15 protein-coding genes are annotated in these 16,062 nt (G+C 72.6%); 10 read left to right on the forward strand and 5 right to left on the reverse strand.

Annotation, left to right across the window (positions count from 1 at the left end):
* The first annotated feature begins 94 nt into the window (after positions 1-94).
* Together EKG83_RS35675 and EKG83_RS35680 are read left to right on the forward strand one after the other, a co-directional pair.
* Positions 95-511 carry a DUF485 domain-containing protein gene (locus EKG83_RS35675; protein ID WP_033432486.1) on the forward strand — a complete coding sequence of 139 codons (417 nt, stop codon included), beginning with the start codon at positions 95-97 and terminating at the stop codon, positions 509-511.
* Positions 511-2,085 carry a solute symporter family protein gene (locus tag EKG83_RS35680; protein WP_033432487.1) on the forward strand — a complete coding sequence of 525 codons (1,575 nt, stop codon included), beginning with the start codon at positions 511-513 and terminating at the stop codon, positions 2,083-2,085. Before EKG83_RS35675 ends, EKG83_RS35680 begins: the two co-directional genes overlap by 1 nt.
* 86 nt (positions 2,086-2,171) lie before the next feature.
* On the opposite strand, the gene EKG83_RS35685 is transcribed toward EKG83_RS35680, so the two are convergent.
* On the reverse strand, positions 2,172-3,023 hold the full coding sequence (locus EKG83_RS35685; RefSeq protein ID WP_033432488.1) for an ATP-grasp domain-containing protein: 852 nt from the start codon (positions 3,021-3,023) through the stop codon (positions 2,172-2,174).
* Positions 3,020-3,328: a hypothetical protein gene (locus EKG83_RS35690; protein ID WP_033432489.1), complete on the reverse strand. Its 309-nt coding sequence runs from the start codon at positions 3,326-3,328 to the stop codon at positions 3,020-3,022. The genes EKG83_RS35685 and EKG83_RS35690 overlap by 4 nt, the downstream gene beginning before the upstream one ends.
* 219 nt (positions 3,329-3,547) lie before the next feature.
* Between EKG83_RS35690 and EKG83_RS35695 the strand changes: the two genes are divergently transcribed.
* On the forward strand, positions 3,548-4,702 hold the full coding sequence (locus tag EKG83_RS35695) for a GDSL-type esterase/lipase family protein (protein ID WP_051766268.1): 1,155 nt from the start codon (positions 3,548-3,550) through the stop codon (positions 4,700-4,702).
* A gap of 33 nt (positions 4,703-4,735) precedes the next feature.
* Here the strand turns inward: EKG83_RS35695 and EKG83_RS35700 are convergent, their stop codons facing one another.
* Positions 4,736-5,521, reverse strand: coding sequence for a nucleotidyltransferase domain-containing protein (locus EKG83_RS35700; RefSeq protein ID WP_033432541.1), 786 nt, complete (start codon positions 5,519-5,521; stop codon positions 4,736-4,738).
* A gap of 107 nt (positions 5,522-5,628) precedes the next feature.
* Here EKG83_RS35700 and EKG83_RS35705 point away from each other — a divergent pair, with 107 nt between their 5' ends.
* Together EKG83_RS35705 and EKG83_RS35710 are read left to right on the forward strand one after the other, a co-directional pair.
* Entirely contained in the window at positions 5,629-7,224 is a 1,596-nt protein-coding gene (locus EKG83_RS35705; protein WP_228122339.1) for a DUF885 domain-containing protein, read from the forward strand.
* 93 nt (positions 7,225-7,317) lie between these two features.
* Positions 7,318-8,289, forward strand: a complete 972-nt coding sequence (locus tag EKG83_RS35710) for a quinone oxidoreductase family protein (protein ID WP_033432491.1) — start codon at positions 7,318-7,320, stop codon at positions 8,287-8,289.
* Between the two features lie 55 nt (positions 8,290-8,344).
* On the opposite strand, the gene EKG83_RS35715 is transcribed toward EKG83_RS35710, so the two are convergent.
* On the reverse strand, positions 8,345-8,962 hold the full coding sequence (locus EKG83_RS35715) for an FKBP-type peptidyl-prolyl cis-trans isomerase (RefSeq protein ID WP_033432492.1): 618 nt from the start codon (positions 8,960-8,962) through the stop codon (positions 8,345-8,347).
* A 221-nt stretch (positions 8,963-9,183) separates the two neighbouring features.
* Between EKG83_RS35715 and EKG83_RS35720 the strand changes: the two genes are divergently transcribed.
* The 3 genes from EKG83_RS35720 to EKG83_RS35730 are packed head-to-tail and all read left to right on the forward strand — an operon-like array spanning position 9,184 to position 11,570.
* Entirely contained in the window at positions 9,184-10,191 is a 1,008-nt protein-coding gene (locus tag EKG83_RS35720) for a hypothetical protein (RefSeq protein ID WP_033432493.1), read from the forward strand.
* Between the two features lie 6 nt (positions 10,192-10,197).
* On the forward strand, positions 10,198-10,845 hold the full coding sequence (locus tag EKG83_RS35725) for a hypothetical protein (protein ID WP_033432494.1): 648 nt from the start codon (positions 10,198-10,200) through the stop codon (positions 10,843-10,845).
* A 56-nt stretch (positions 10,846-10,901) separates the two neighbouring features.
* A complete protein-coding gene (locus tag EKG83_RS35730; RefSeq protein ID WP_153278665.1) occupies positions 10,902-11,570 on the forward strand; it encodes an HD domain-containing protein in 669 nt (222 codons plus the stop codon).
* A gap of 78 nt (positions 11,571-11,648) precedes the next feature.
* On the opposite strand, the gene EKG83_RS35735 is transcribed toward EKG83_RS35730, so the two are convergent.
* Positions 11,649-12,572 (reverse strand): heme o synthase, encoded by a 924-nt coding sequence (locus tag EKG83_RS35735; RefSeq protein ID WP_033432496.1) that lies wholly within the window; start codon positions 12,570-12,572, stop codon positions 11,649-11,651.
* 256 nt (positions 12,573-12,828) lie between these two features.
* On the opposite strand from EKG83_RS35735, the gene tkt reads away from it, so the two are divergent.
* Together tkt and tal are read left to right on the forward strand one after the other, a co-directional pair.
* Complete coding sequence (gene tkt, locus EKG83_RS35740; RefSeq protein WP_033432497.1) at positions 12,829-14,922, forward strand: transketolase; 2,094 nt, start codon at positions 12,829-12,831, stop codon at positions 14,920-14,922.
* Positions 14,923-14,949: 27 nt separating this feature from the next.
* Entirely contained in the window at positions 14,950-16,062 is a 1,113-nt protein-coding gene (gene tal / locus EKG83_RS35745) for a transaldolase (protein ID WP_033432498.1), read from the forward strand.

Consider the following 16,062-nt stretch of genomic DNA (forward strand, 5'->3'; position numbering starts at 1 on the left):
GTTGACTGGCGGCCCGGCGCGGTTACGCTGAGCGCTCGCCGCCCCGTTCCGCGCGATCGGCGCGCGCGGCGTGGCAGATCCCCGTGGAGGATTGATGACGAAGGCGATCCTGCCTCCGACGGATTCGAGACACGCCCGCGGCGGGCGCGGCTTCGCGACTTTCGACGACCCGCCCGCGCCGCTGTTGGTCGACGAGTCCGGCGAACCCGATTTCACCGCGCTGCGCGACAGCGCCGATTTCCGCGAGCTGCGCCGCCGGGCCGCGATCTTCGTCGTACCGGCGACGTGCGGGTTCCTGCTCTGGTACCTGGGGTACGTGGCGTTGTCGGCGTACCTGCCGGAGTTCATGGCCACGCGGGTCTACGGGGTGGTCAACATCGGCCTGCTGTTCGGCCTGCTCCAGTTCGCCACCACCGTCGGGCTGACCCTGGCCTACGCCCGCTACGCGCGGCGGCGGCTGGACCCGCAGGTCGCCGCGGTCCGCTCGCTGGTCGGCGAGGAGCGCGCCTGATGGGCGGGAACACCGCGATCAACCTCGGCGTGTTCGGCGTCTTCGTGCTGATCACGCTGTGGGTCGTGTACCGGGCGGGCAGCCGCAACAGCACGGCCTCGGACTACTACGCCGCGGGCAGCAGCTTCACCGGGGCGCAGAACGGCATCGCGCTGTCGGGCGACTTCCTGTCCGCCGCGTCGTTCCTGGGCATCTCGGGCAGCATCGCGGTCAACGGCTACGACGGCTTCCTGTACTCCATCGGCTGGGTGGTGTCCTGGCTGATGGGCCTGATGATCATCTCGGAGCGGCTGCGCAACACCGGCCGGTTCACCCTCGGCGACGTGCTCGCGTTCCGGATGCGGCAGCGCCCGGTGCGCGCGGCGGCGGCGAACGTGACGCTGGTGATCTCGCTGTTCTACATGATCGCGCAGATGGCGGGCGCGGGCGCGCTGATGGCGCTGCTGCTCGACGTGCACACCAAGGGCGGCCAGGCGGTCGTCATCGCGGTGGTGGGCGTCGTCATGGTGCTCTACGTGCTGCTGGGCGGCATGAAGGGCACCACCTGGGTGCAGATCATCAAGGCCGTGCTGCTGGTGCTGTGCGTGACCCTGATCACGGTGTTCCTGCTCGGCAAGTTCGGCTTCAGCCTGTCGTCGATCCTGGAGACCGCCTCGCGCAACACCCCGCTGGGGCCGGAGGTGCTGGAACCGGGCGCCCGGTACGGCGGCACGCCGATCGCGCGGCTGGACTTCCTGTCCCTGGCACTGGCGCTGGTGCTGGGCACGGCGTCGCTGCCGCACGTGCTGATGCGCTTCTACACGGTGCCCAACGCGCGCGAGGCGCGCCGCTCGGTGGTGTGGGCGACGTGGATGATGGCCACCTTCTACCTGTGCACGCTGGTGATCGGCTTCGGCGCGCTGGCCCTGGTCGGCTCGAAGGAGATCACCTCGGCGCCGGGCGGCGAGAACTCCGCCGCGCCGCTGCTGGCCTACGAGATCGGCGGCGCGGTGCTGCTGGGCGTGGTCAGCGCGGTGGCGTTCGCCACGATCCTGGCGGTGGTGGCGGGCCTGACGCTGACCGCGTCGGCGTCGTTCGCGCACGACGTGTACGCCAACGTGATCAAGCACGGCCAGGCCGACCCGCGCTCGGAGGTCCGGGTCGCCCGGCTGACCGCGGTCGTGGTCGGCCTGCTGGCGATCGCCGGCGGCATCGCGGCCAACGGGCAGAACGTGGCGTTCCTGGTGGCCCTGGCGTTCGCGCTCGCGGCGTCGGCGAACCTGTCCACGATCATCTACACGATGTTCTGGAAGCGCTTCAACACCACCGGCACGCTGTGGGCGATCTACGGCGGCCTGGGCTCGTGCATCCTGCTGCTGGCGTTCTCGCCGGCCGTGTCGGGGGCGAAGAGCTCGATCTTCCCGGACGTGGACTTCGCGTGGTTCCCGCTGAGCAACCCGGGCCTGGTGTCGATCCCGTTCTCGTTCCTGTGCGGGTACCTGGGCACGGTGCTCGGCAAGGAGGAGGCCGACCCGGTCAAGCAGGCCGAGCTGGAGGTCCGCTCGATGACGGGCATCGGCTCGGGCCTGCGGTGACGCGCTCGCGGTGACGCGCTCGCGGTGACGCGCTCGCGGTGACGCGCTCGCGGTGACGCCCGGACCTGCCGGGCGTCACCGGGCGTTCAGCGCTTGGCCAGGGCGGCGCGCACGGCCGAGGCGAACCGCGCCGGCGCGCCGGGGTCGGTCTGCCGGATGCCCAGCGACGGCTCGACCAGTTCCAGCTCCAGCAGCAGCGGCGCGCCGTCCGCGCCCGGCACCAGGTCCACCCGCGCGTAGAGCAGGTCGTGGCGGTGCACGCCGGTCAGCGCCGCGGCGGCGTCCACCGCGTCCTCGGCGACCCGCCGCTGCGCCGCCGAGGGCGCCGCGCCGGACAGCCGCTCCAGCAGGTAGAGCCCGGACTCGTCGTACTCGGCGTCGGGCGTGAGCATGGCGCCCTTGGTGAACGCGTGCGAGTACCGCCCGCCCAGGAACACCAGCGCCGTCTCGCCGGCCGCGTCCACGCCCGCCTGGTAGGGCTGCACGAGCGCGGGCCCGCCCAGGCCGGCCAGGTGCCGCGCGGCCGCGCCGTGGTCGCCCGCCGCGACGCGCAGCGCGCCCCGCGACCCGGCACCGACCGTCGGCTTGACCACGAACTCGCCGTCCGGCCAGTCGGTGAAGCCCGGTCGGGCCAGGGCCGTCGGCACCACCGGCACGCCCGCGCCGGCGAGGTCGAGCAGGTAGGACTTGTCGGCGTTCCAGCGCACCACGCCCGCCGGGTTGACCAGCGCGGGCTGCGCGTCGCACCAGGTCAGGAACTCCGGCAGCCGCTCGGTGTAGTCCCAGGTGGCCCTGAGCACGACCAGGTCCGCCTCGACCGGCGCGCCCCACACCGCCCAGGAGGCGTCCACGCCGACGTCGACCAGCGCGTCGAGCAGCGCGTCGTCGTCACCGTCACCGGTCGGGAGCGCGGCGCAGGAGGCGAAGGCGACCCTCACCGGCCGGCCATCTTGTGGCGGTGGGCGGCGCCGATCCTCACCGCGGCCGTCGTCTCGCGGTCCCACTCGTGCCGTTCGAGGTCCGGCACCGCCTCGACGACCGCCTCGGCGGTCGCCACGTCCGGCAGGAACACGTCGCCCATGGCGCCGTCGTCGCCGACCAGCACCAGGCGCGCACCGGCCCGACCGACGGGCTCCACGACCGCGCGGGACGGCTTGCCGTGGGCGGCCACGAACCCCGAAGCCGTCTTCACCGCACGGGCGATCTTCTTCTCCTGAGCTGCGCCGCTCTTCTCCTCAGCCACGCCGACCAGCGTAGAACCTGCCGGTAACTTCCGCGCACGTGATCGGACTCACCGCCCCGCCGCGGACACCGACCGTGCCGCCGCGGCGGGCGGGGTTCAGCCCACCGGCGCTTCCCCGACACGGCCGCGTGAACCGCCGCCCCGGGCCGTTGACCCGGCCGGCGGGTCCGGGGAGCGTTTTCCCCGGCACCTCGCCGCCGCCCTCCGGAAGGTCCTGAAATGTCCCGCGCCCGTTGTCTCACCGCCGCCGCGGCCACCGCCCTCGTCCTGGCCGCCGCGCCGGCGCCGGCCTCCGCCTCGCGCGCGGCCGGGCCGCCCGCGGCCGTCTCGCTGGGCGACAGCTTCATCTCCGGGGAGGCCGGGCGCTGGCGGGGCAACGGCAACACCGCCGCGGCGGGCAGCCGGTACGGCACCGACCTGGCCGCGGTCGACTGCAACGCCGACGAGACGTCGTGCCGGCAGGACCCGGGGAGGGTCTACGGCGCGTCGTACGACAACGGGTGCAACCGGTCGGTCGGCGCGGAGGTCGAGCACCTGGCGTCGGTCCGGGTGCGGGGCCGGGCGCACCGCATCGCCGAGGCCGACCGGATCAACGTGGCGTGCTCCGGCGCCACCGCCGAGGCCGTCCACTCGCGCTCCTTCAAGGGCGAACCGCGCCAGGTCGACCAGTTGGCCCGGCACGCGCGGAGCAGGGACGTGAAGCTCGTCGTCCTGTCCGTCGGCGGCAACGACCTGGGGTTCGGCTCGATCATCAAGCAGTGCGTGACCGCGTTCACCACCGGCTCCACGCACTGCCACGAGCAGTTGTCGCCCGGCTTCCCCGAGCGGGTGGCCCGGATGGGGACCGCGGTGCGCGAGGCCGTGCGGGCCGTCCGCACCACCATGTCGGACGCCGGGTACGACGACAGTGACTACCGCTTCGTCCTCCAGTCCTACCCCTCGCCGCTGCCCCGCGGCGCCGACAACCGGTACCCCGACACCGACTGGAGCCGGTGGTCGTCGGGCGGGTGCCCGTTCTTCGACGACGACTCCGACTGGGCGCGCGACGAGGTCGTGCCCGCCATCGCCGACGGCCTCCGGCGGGTGGCCGCCGACGAGGGCCTGGACTTCCTGGACCTGCGCGACGCGCTCGACGGCCACGAGGTGTGCGCCGAGGGGGTCGGCCAGGCGACGGCGGACAACGACCTGCGGCACCCGCTGCCCCGGTCGCGCGGCGAGTGGGTGCGCTGGATCGGCCTGCCCGGCGTGGGCCAGGGCCAGGCGCAGGAGTACCTGCACCCCAACGCCTACGGGCAGGAGGTGCTCGGGGGCTGCCTCAACGCCATCGCCGCGGGCGCGGGGCGCGAGCTGCGGTGCACCCCCGACCAGGGGTGACCGCCGGTACCAGGGGTACCGGCGGTCACGCCGTCACGCCGCCCACACCGACTCGTAGGCCCGCACCAGCCACCGGTCGGCACGCCGGTGGTCGGGCTCCGGGGGCAGGTCGGAGGAGCCGATCAGCTCGACCAGCCGGGCCTCCAGCCCCTCGGCCGCGTCCAGCGCCTCCTCCGCCGTGTGCCGGCCCTGGCGCAGGTCGCGGATCCAGGTCAGCCACGGCTCGGGCACCGGCAGCGTGATGCGGCCGGTCTCCAGCAGCTCGACGCCCTGCACGCCCAGGCGCACCATGTGGGCCGCGTACTTCACGTCGAAGCCGTACCGGGCGACCACCCCGGGGCGGTTGACGCGGGCGGCCACCGTGCCGTCCACCATGCGCCGCCGCTGGCTGTGCAGGTAGCCGCGGAAGCGCTCGCCCGCCCGGCGGGACACGACCATGTCCGCGTTGGCCCGCAGGTCGCGCCCCAGGTCGGTGATGGTCACCACCTCGTGCTCGGGCGCGAACAGCGGGATCAGCACGGTCGGGTTGCCCTGCAGCGCCAGCCGCAGCCACTTCCGCAGGGAGTACACCACCAGGTCGAGGTCGCCGGGGCCGGAGGGCGTGTTGACCACGCCGGTGCGCTCCTCGGCGGTGCGGCGGATGTACTGCTCGAACCGGCGCAGGCCGACCACGTACTCGGGCGGCTCGACGCACAGGCCCATCTCGTCGCGGTCGTCGGTGCCCTCGATGGCGGTGCCGTGCACCCCGGAACCCACCTGCGTGCGCAGGATCGTGGTGCGCCGCGCGATCTCGGCGAACTCCTCGCTGTCGTGCTTCACCCGCACCACCCCCTTCCGGGGGAAGAAGCTAAAGCGTCAACGGGCAAGGCCCAACCGGTTTTGCGCAACCCGGCCGGCGCGCCCGCCGACGGGTAGCTTCCCTGCTCGTGACTGCGAAGACGGAGACCGACCGACTGGTCGGCGAGTTCCTGGCCTGGCACTTCGACCGCTCCCCGGGCAGCGCGGCCATGCTCGGCTCGCTCGCCCACGACCACACGCTCGGCGACTTCACCGCCGAGGCGTTCGCCGACCGCGAGCGCGAGGCGGCCGGCTGGCTGGACCGGTTCACCGCCCTGTCGACCGACGACCTCCAGGAGTCGGTGGACCGCGACCTGGTGGTGGCCGTGCTGCGCGGCGAGCGGGCGAAGGCGTCGTGGCCCGCGTGGCGGCGCGACCCGTCGGTCTACACCGGCGCGGTGCTGTTCCCGCTGTTCAGCGCGTTCCTCAACCGCCTGCGGCCGGAGCCGGAGCTGGTGGACGGCGTGGTGAAGCGGCTGGCCGAGGTGCCGTCGGTGCTGGCCGCGTGCCGGGCGAACCTGGACCCGGGGCTGGCCTCGCCGAAGATCGTGCTGCGCGGTGCGGCGCAGGCCAAGACCGGGCGGGCGTTCCTGACCGGCACGCTGCCCGCGGAGGTGGCCGACCCGGCGCTGCGGGCCAGGGTGGCGGAGGCGGCGGAGCCGGCCGCGCGGGCGTTCGACGAGCTGGCCGCGTTCCTCGACGAGTTCGCGGGCCGGGCCGGCGGCGACTGGCGGATGGGCGAGCGGCTGTACTCGGAGCTGCTGCGCGAGCAGGAGGTGCTGGGCTACGGCGCGGCCGAGCTGCACGAGCGCGGCAAGGCCGCCTACGCGGAGCTGGAGGCCGAGATGCGGGAGCTGGCCGGCTCGGCCGACTGGCACTCGGTGATGGCGTCGCTCCAGGACGACTTCCCGCCCACGCCGGAGGCGATGCGGGCCGAGTACGAGGCGGAGACGCTGCGGGCGCGGGCGTTCCTGGTCGAGCACGGCCTGGTGACGCTGGCCGAGGGCGAGGACTGCCGGGTGGTGCCCTCCCCCGCGTTCCAGCGGCCGGTGCTGGCGGTGGCCTCCTACATGCAGCCGCCGCCGCTGACCGACCGGCGGACGGGCCACTTCTTCGTGCCGTTCCCGCCGGACGGGGCGAGCCCCGAGCAGGTCGAGCAGCGGCTGCGCACGAACTCCCGGGCGCAGCTGGCCACCATCGCGGTGCACGAGGCGTACCCCGGCCACCACTGGCACCTGTCGTGGCTGGCCGCGCAGGACCGGCCGGTGCGCAAGGTGTTCCGCACGCCGTACTTCGCCGAGGGCTGGGCGCTGTACGCGGAGAAGCTGCTGCGCGAGCACGGCTACTTCACCGAGCGGGCGCAGGAGCTGGCGCACGTGGAGGCGCGGCTGTTCCGCGCGGCGCGGATGGTCGTGGACACGGCGCTGCACTGCGGCGACATGACCGTCGAGGAGGCCGAGGAGTTCATGACCACCAAGGCGTCGCTGACGCCGGACACGGCCACCGGCGAGGTCAGCCGGTACTGCGCGTGGCCGACGCAGGCGCCGTCGTACCTGACCGGCGCGCTGGAGATCGAGCGCATCCGCGAGGAGCACACGGGGTCGCTGCGCGAGTTCCACGACACCATCGCCGGGTCGGGCGCGCTGCCGCTGGGCCTGGCGCGGCGGGTCGTCCTCGGCGGGTGAGCCCCTTCGGGCACCCCGGGTGCGGAACAGGACGCGGGCGCCCCGGGTTGGCGTAGTTGCCGGCAGCAGGACGCGGAACACGGAGGACGGCAGATGCCGAAGGCAGTGGTGGTGCGCACGACGGGTGGCCCCGAGGCCCTGGAGTTCGGCGACGTCGAGGTGGGGCCGCCCGGCGCCGGGCAGCTGCTGGTGGACGTGGCGGCGGCGGGGGTGAACTTCATCGACTGCTACCACCGGGAGGGCCGCTACCCGGTGCCGCTGCCGTTCACCGTGGGCCTGGAGGGCACGGGCCGGGTCGCCGCGGTCGGCCCGGACGTGGCGGGCTTCGCGGTGGGCGACCGGGTGGCGTGGGCGCAGGCGCCGGGCAGCTACGCCGAGCAGGTCGTGCTCGACGCGGCGAACGCGGTGCCGGTGCCCGACGGGGTGGACGACGACACGGCGGGCGCCCTGCTGCTCCAGGGCCTCACCGCGCACTACCTGGTCGCGTCCACCTACCCGGTCCGACCGGGTGACGCGGTGCTCGTGCACGCCGCCGCGGGCGGGGTCGGGCTGCTGCTGGTGCAGCTGGCCAAGGCCCGCGGCGCGCGGGTGATCGGCACGGTGTCCACCGAGGCCAAGGAGGCGCTGGCGCGCGAGGCGGGCGCCGACGAGGTGATCCGCTACGACCGGGTCGACTTCGCGCCCGAGGTGCGGCGGCTGACCGACGGCGCCGGGGTCGCGGCGGTCTACGACGGCGTGGGCCGGACCACGTTCGACGGCAGCCTGTCCGCCCTGCGGCCGCGCGGGGTGCTCGCGCTGTTCGGCGGTTCCAGCGGCGCGGTGCCGCCGGTCGACCCGCAGCGGCTCAACCAGGCCGGTTCGGTGTTCCTGACCCGGCCGTCGCTGGGCGCGCACGTGGCCACCCGCGAGGAGCTGGAGTGGCGGGCGGGCGAGCTGTTCGCGGCCGTCGCGGACGGGTCGCTGCGGGTGCGCGTCGGCGGGCGCTACCCGCTGGCCGAGGCGCGCCGGGCGCACGAGGACCTGGAGGGCCGCCGCACCACGGGCAAGCTGCTCCTGCTCCCCTGACCCCCGGAGAACCGGCTGAGGGCCCCGGCGCGCGTCGCCGGGGCCCTCGGCGGTCTCAGCTCCCCTGGACCTCGACGGCGTCCACCACGAAGACCAGCGTCTCGCCGGGCTGGATCTCGCCGCGGCCGTTGGGGTAGCCCAGGTCCGGCGGCACGACCAGCAGGCGCCGACCGCCCTGCTTGAGGCCGATCAGGCCCTGGTTCCAGCCCTGGATGACCTGGGCCTGGCCGACGTTGGCCACCTCGAAGGGCTGCCCGCCGTCCCACGAGGACTGCTGGGTGCGGCCGTCGCGGAAGGTGGCCAGCACGTAGTGGATCGAAGCGGTGGAGCCGGGCCTGATCTCCGGGCCGGTGCCCTCGACCAGGTCCTCGACCACCAGGCCGTCCTGCGGCGTGCAGCCGGTGGGCACGGTGATGCTCGGCTCCTGCCCCGGCGCGCCGCTCACCTGGTACTGGGACACCTCGCACGGCGGGCCGCTCGGCTCGGGCAGGGCGGACCCGCTGTCGGCGGACCCGCTGTCGTTCGTGGGCACGGCCTGCTCCTGCGCCGGGACGGTCGCGGAGGGGGTGTTGGTGAGGGTGGACGGGCGGTCACTGGCGGTGCACGCGGTGAGCGCCAGACCGGCGGACAGCAGGGATACGAGGGCCAGGGCCGTACGGCCGACAGTACGCATGGTTGCCGAGCCTAGGACGCGCCCTCTCGCGGCGCGCCGCAGGGCCCACCAGCAGGCCCAACGCCATCACGGGGCGTTGTCATTGATCTCCGATTGAATCCGCAAACGTGCCACGAATTACCGCTATCGCCGTTGCGTACCGGCGCGTACAGTTACTGCGCGCACTTGATCGGATACCGAGAGCATTCGCCCGATCGAGTGTCAGTTGAGGAGGTGACACCGTGTCCGCGGAGCCGAAGGGCGTCCGCAGCAACATGTTGCAGGAATTGTTCTGGACCCGCACGGGGCTGTTGCTGCTGACCCTCGTCGTGATCTCCGGGACCTGCCTGGTCATTTCCGGTTCACTGCCCGCGGGCGGGGTGCGCAACTTCCTCGCCGCCGCGGGCAACGGCACCATGATCTCGGCGGTGGTCGGGTTCTGGCAGACCCTGATCACCAGCTCGGCCGCGCGCCGGGCCCTGGTGGAACCGGTCGTCGAGGAGAGCCGCAGGGCGTTGCGCGACCTCACCGCGGAGTACCGGGCGCTCGACCGCGAGTTCTTCCCCAGCCACGTGTTCGAGCCCACCGCCCGACCCGACCCGGCGTTCAACCAGGTGATGATGCAGGACCTGGAGCGGACCCGGCTGTACGCGTTCCGCGGGTTCGCGGGCCGGTACGCGGCCTGCCGGCTGCTGCTGTCGCAGACCGAGTGCGAGCTGCGGGCCGTCCTGGCGGACCCGAGGGACGAGGACGCGATCAGCGGGCGGGCCCGCTACCTGCTGCGGCACGAGGGCGCCGACGGCGACTACGACACGATCGTGGCGCGGCTGCGCGACCAGGTGCACGTCGGCCTGGTCGGGCTGTTCCTGGCCCGCGGCCGCTGCTCGCGGGTGGACCTGACCATCGTGTCGGACCCGCCGCTGGACCGGTTGGAGCTGTTCGACGACAGCGTGTGGCTGACCCTCTACAGCAACACGAGCGCGGACGTGGTGCGCCTGTACCCGCGCACGCTGAGGTTCACGGAGGGCTCGTTCATCTACGGGATGGAGCGGGCCGAGTTCCTGCGCATCAGCAATTCCAAGGCGGGGCTCCACCTCGTCATCACGCCGGGCACCACCCGGGCCGATTTCCTCGCCCTGTTCGAGAAGATCACCGGGACCCCGCTCACCGAGGACGGGTTCCGGTCGCTCGAAGCGAAGTTCCACGCCTTCCGCAAAGAATTCTCCGCCTCCGCTCAGTTGGGGAGCTGATCAACCGTGCCCACCGAGTCCACCGGGTCCTCCGCGCTCGCGGAGCTGTCCTCGCTCATCTCCGTGGCCGACCCCCCTGTCGTCGACCACTGGGGCCACGTCGAACGGCGCTTCCGGGAGTGGGCGGCCCGGCCCGGGCTGCGGGAGGGGCTGCGCGAGTACCTGCGCTCCCTGTCCCCGCGGGAGCAGATGCGCCTGGTGGCCCGGTCGCGCGAGACCACGACCCACTTCGCGTGGTGCCTGCGCGACGAGCCGGCCGAGCCGTTCACGTTCTGGCTGCACGAGTACAAGCCGCAGCGCGACTGGCGGCTGGGTTATGCCGATTCCGTCCACAACCACCGCTACCACTTCTGCACGATCATCCTACAAGGCTTCTACCTGCACGAACGGTTCACCGCGGAGGTGGCCGAGGACGGCCGGGAGATCCTGTCGACCGAGCTGCTGCGCAGCGCCGAGGCGGTGGAGGGCTGCACGGGCACGATGCTGGCCCACCAGTTCCACCGCATCCCCAAGGCCGCCGACGACACCCTGACGTTCCTGGTCAAGTCCCGCGCGGTGCTCCCGTGGAGCCTCAGCTACGACCCCGACACCCGCACGAGCCACCGCCACGTGCCCGTGGAGGCGAGGCTGGAGGACCTGACGAACACCCTGTAACCGCCGCGAACGATCACGGCCCGCCCGTACCATGGCCCACCCGACGGGAGGGTCCAATGAGTACTGTCACGGCGAGCACAGGCCAGGCCGGCGCGGTGTCGGCGCAGGCGATCTCCGAGGTGGGGCGCGAGGTGTGGCGGCTGTGCCGCGACCTGGCGCCGAAGCTGCAGTTCCACGGCTGGCACCACGTCAGCTTCGTGCGCGACAAGGCGGTCCACTTCGCCCGGCGCAACGGCGCGGACGTGCCGCTGGTCGAGGTGGCCGCCCTGGTGCACGACGTCAACTACATGGTCAGGCGCAACTCGCTGCCCGTGGACGGGCGGGCGCTGCGGCTGGACATCCTGGCCCGCGCGGGCGTGCCGGAGCACGTCGCGCACCGGGTGGACCGGGTGGTAGAGGAGGCCGAGATGCGCACCCGGCACCGCGGCATCTCGCGGGAGGCGCAGGCCCTGTCCGACGCGGACACCCTGTTCAAGGCGCTGCCGGTGACGCCGGTGGTGCTGGCGCCGCGCTACCTGGAGGAGAACGGGATCACGCTGCGGGAGCTGGCGCACAAGATCGTCGGCGAGCAGCGGGCCAAGCACGACGAGGGCTACTACTTCTACGACCCGGAGGCGGCGGCCACCTACTCCAGGTGGGCGACGGCCAACCTGGAGCTGTGGTCGTGCATCGTGGAGTCGCTGGACGACCCGACCGTCACCGAGCTGCTGTCGGCGGTCTCCTGACGACGTCGTGTGCACGGAGCGTGACGGGCCGCCCGCAGCGTCACCCGCAGGTGTGCGCGGGCGGCGCCCGTCACGTCGTCAGAACGGCCAGCCGAGCACCGGCAGGCCGAGCACGGCGTCCACGGCGAGGCCGCAGAACACCAGCATCAGGTACAGGTTCGACATGTGGAAGAACTTCATGGTGTTGGTCGACCCGCCGCGCCGCACGACCCCGTGCAGCCGGTGCGCGAACACCGCGAACCACACGCCCGACGCGGCGGCCACGGCCAGGTAGACCCAGGAGGTCACCGGCGCCAGCAGCAGCGTGCACAGCACCGTGATCCAGGAGTAGATGACGATCTGCCTGGTCACCTGCTGCGCCGTGGCCACCACGGGCAGCATCGGCACGCCCGCCCGCGCGTAGTCCTCCTTGAACTTCATCGCGAGCGCCCAGGTGTGCGGCGGCGTCCAGAAGAAGATCACCCCGAACATCACCAGGGCCTGCCACTCCACCGTGCCGGTCACCGCGGACCAGCCGATGATCACCGGCATGCAGCCGGCGATGCCGCCCCAGATGATGTTCTGCGAGGTCCGGCGCTTGAGCACCAGGGTGTAGACGAAGATGTAGAACAGGATCGTGGCCACCGCGAACACGGCCGACATGAGGTTCGTGGTCAGCCACAGGAAGGCGAAGGCGACCACGCCGAGCACGATGCCGAAGATCAGCGCGTTGCGCGGCGGGATCGAGTCCTTCGCCAGCGGCCGGGCGCTGGTGCGCTTCATCACCGAGTCGATGTCGGCGTCGACGTAGCAGTTGAGCGCGTTGGCCGAGCCCGCGGCCAGGGTGCCGCCCGCCAGGGTGCAGGCGATCAGCCACAGCGGCGGCAGGCCGCGGGCGGCCAGCAGCATCGCCGGGATCGTGGTGATCAGCAGCAGCTCGATCACCCGGGGCTTGGTCAGCGCCACGTACGCCCCGACCACCTGTCGGGGCGACCGCGCCGGGGCCTCGGTGACGGCACTCATCGCAGGGCGCTCCTCGTCGGTCAAGGGGATTGAGCAGATCGTAACCGCGCGTTCCCCGGGGAGCCCGTTCGGGTACTCCCCGAACGCACGAAGCCCGCTGTGCGTACACCCACAGAGCGAGCTGTAGCACAAGCGTCCGTTCGCCGGACTAGGCTGGCCGGCGGACCTTGGTAACCGCGGATCGGACCCGACGGGAACGATTAAGTTCACCGCCAGCCGTCACCCGCCGCCTACGTGAGTTTGGAGCTGGAAGTCAGTGTCCGTCACCGATGACATTGCCCGGTTGACCGAAGCCCACCTGCCCGACGACTGGACCGATCTCGACAGGCGCGCCGTCGACACCGCCCGCGTGCTGGCCGCGGACGCCGTGCAGAAGGTGGGCAACGGCCACCCCGGCACCGCGATGAGCCTCGCGCCGCTGGCCTACACCCTGTTCCAGCGCGTGATGCGGCACGACCCGGCGGACGGCGACTGGCTCGGCCGCGACCGGTTCGTGCTCAGCGCGGGCCACTCCAGCCTGACGCTCTACATCCAGCTGTTCCTCAACGGCTACGGCCTGGAGCTGGACGACCTCAAGTCGCTGCGCACGTGGGGCTCGAGGACCCCGGGCCACCCCGAGCACCGCCACACCCCCGGCGTGGAGATCACCACCGGCCCGCTGGGCCAGGGCCTGGCCTCCGCGGTCGGCATGGCGATGGCCGCCCGCCGCGAGCGCGGCCTGCTCGACCCGGAGACCCCGGTCGGCGACAGCCCGTTCGACCACCACATCTTCGTCATCGCCTCCGACGGCGACATCGAGGAGGGCGTGACCAGCGAGGCGTCCTCGCTCGCGGGCACGCAGAAGCTCGGCAACCTCACGGTGATCTACGACGACAACAAGATCTCCATCGAGGACGACACCACCATCGCGCTGTCCGAGGACACCGCCAAGCGCTACGAGGCGTACGGCTGGCACGTGCAGGTCGTCGAGGGCGGCGAGAACGTCACCGGCATCATCGAGGCGCTCAACAACGCCAAGGACGAGGTCGACCGGCCGTCGTTCATCCTGCTGCGCACGGTCATCGGCTACCCGGCGCCGAACAAGCAGAACACCGGTGCCGCCCACGGCGCCGCGCTGGGCGCCGACGAGGTGGCCGAGGTCAAGCGGATCCTCGGCTTCGACCCGGAGCAGACCTTCGAGGTCGCGCCCGAGGTGCTGGAGCACACCCGCGCGGTGGTCAAGCGCGGCGAGCAGGCCCGCGCCGAGTGGCAGAAGTCGTTCGACGCGTGGGCGCACGCCAACCCGGAGCGCAAGGCGCTGCTGGACCGGCTGCTGGCCGACGAGCGGCCCGAGGGCTGGGTCGACGCGCTGCCGTCCTGGGACCCGGACCCCAAGGGCGTGGCCACCCGCAAGGCGTCCGGCGAGACGCTGAACGCGCTGCGCGACGTGCTGCCGGAGCTGTGGGGCGGCTCGGCCGACCTGGCCGAGTCGAACAACACCACGATGAAGGGCGTCGACTCCTTCGGCCCCGAGTCGATCTCCACCAAGATGTGGTCGGCCAACCCGTACGGCCGCACGCTGCACTTCGGCGTCCGCGAGCACGCCATGGGCTCGATCCTCAACGGCATCGCGCTGCACGGCCCGACCCGCCCGTACGGCGGCACGTTCCTGGTGTTCAGCGACTACATGCGCCCGGCGGTCCGGCTGGCCGCGCTGATGAAGTCGCCGGTCGTCTACGTGTGGACGCACGACTCCATCGGCCTCGGCGAGGACGGCCCGACGCACCAGCCGGTCGAGCACCTGGCCGCGCTGCGCGCGATCCCGGGCCTGGCCGTGGTGCGCCCCGGCGACGCCAACGAGACCGCCGCGGCCTGGAAGGCGGCCGTCGAGCGCCGCAACGGCCCCGTCGGCCTCGCGCTGACCCGGCAGAACCTGCCGGTGCTGGCCGGGACCAAGGAGAAGGCCCTGGAGGGCGTCGCCCGCGGCGGCTACGTGCTGGAGGGCGAGGGAGAGCCGGAGCTGGTCCTCATCGCCACCGGCTCCGAGCTCCAGATCGCGGTCGAGGCCCGGAAGGTCTTCGAGTCCGAGGGCGTTGCCACCCGTGTGGTGTCCATGCCGAGCGTGGAGTGGTTCGACGCGCAGGACGAGGCGTACCGCGAGAGCGTGCTGCCGTCGTCGGTGAAGGCGCGCGTGGTCGTCGAGGCGGGCATCGCCCAGCCGTGGCACCGGTTCGCCGGCGACGCGGGCGAGATCGTCTCCATCGAGCACTTCGGCGCCTCCGCGGACTACCAGACGCTGTTCCGCGAGTTCGGCTTCACGACCGAGAACGTCGTCGCGGCGGCGCGCCGGTCGCTGTCCCGCACCCGCTAAGAGACCTCTTCCAGGGGAGATGACGAGATGAGCAGCAACCCACTGGCCGACCTCAGCGCGGCGGGCGTGTCCATCTGGCTGGACGACCTGTCCCGCGAGCGCCTGAACACGGGCAACCTGGCCAACCTGATCGCCGAGCACAACGTGGTCGGCGTGACCACCAACCCGACGATCTTCGCGGCCGCCCTGGCCAAGGGCTCGGCCTACGACGAGCAGGTCCGCGAGCTGGCCGCCCGCGGCGCGGACGTCGACGCCACCGTGCGCGAGGTCACCACGACCGACGTGCGCAACGCGTGCGACCTGTTCCGCGACGTCTACGACGCCACCGACGGCGTGGACGGCCGGGTGTCCATCGAGGTCGACCCGCGCCTGGCCAACGACACCGAGCGCACCGCGGCCGAGGCGCTCGACCTGTGGAAGACCGTCGACCGGCCCAACCTGATGGTCAAGATCCCCGGCACGGTCGAGGGCCTGCCCGCGATCACCCGGACCCTGGCCGAGGGCGTCAGCGTCAACGTGACGCTGATCTTCTCCGTCGAGCGCTACCGCGACGTGATGGAAGCCTTCATCGCGGGCCTGGAGCAGGCCAAGGCCAACGGCCACGACCTGCGCACCATCCACTCCGTGGCCTCGTTCTTCGTGTCGCGTGTGGACACCGAGATCGACAAGCGGCTCGACGCGCTGGACGACCCGCGCGCCAAGGACCTGCGCGGCAAGGCGGCCATCGCCAACGCCGTGCTGGCCTACGCGGCCTACCAGGAGACCTTCCAGGGTGCCCGCTGGGAGGCGCTGGCCGCCGAGGGCGCCCGCGCGCAGCGTCCACTGTGGGCCTCCACCGGCGTCAAGGACCCGGCCTACTCGGACACGCGCTACGTCGACCGGCTCGTGGTGGGCAACACGGTCAACACGATGCCCGAGAAGACGCTGCACGCGGTCGCCGATCACGGCAAGATCGAAGGCGACACCGTGACCGGGCAGGCCGCCCAGGCGCAGGAGGTCTTCGACGGGCTCGTCGAGGTCGGCATCGACCTGGACGACGTGTTCATCGCGCTGGAGACCGAGGGCGTGGACAAGTTCGAGAAGTCGTGGGCCGAGCTGCTGGACACGGTGACCGGACAGTTGAACCAGGCCAAGGGCTGA

This window comes from Saccharothrix syringae (assembly GCF_009498035.1).
Classification (GTDB): domain Bacteria; phylum Actinomycetota; class Actinomycetes; order Mycobacteriales; family Pseudonocardiaceae; genus Actinosynnema; species Actinosynnema syringae.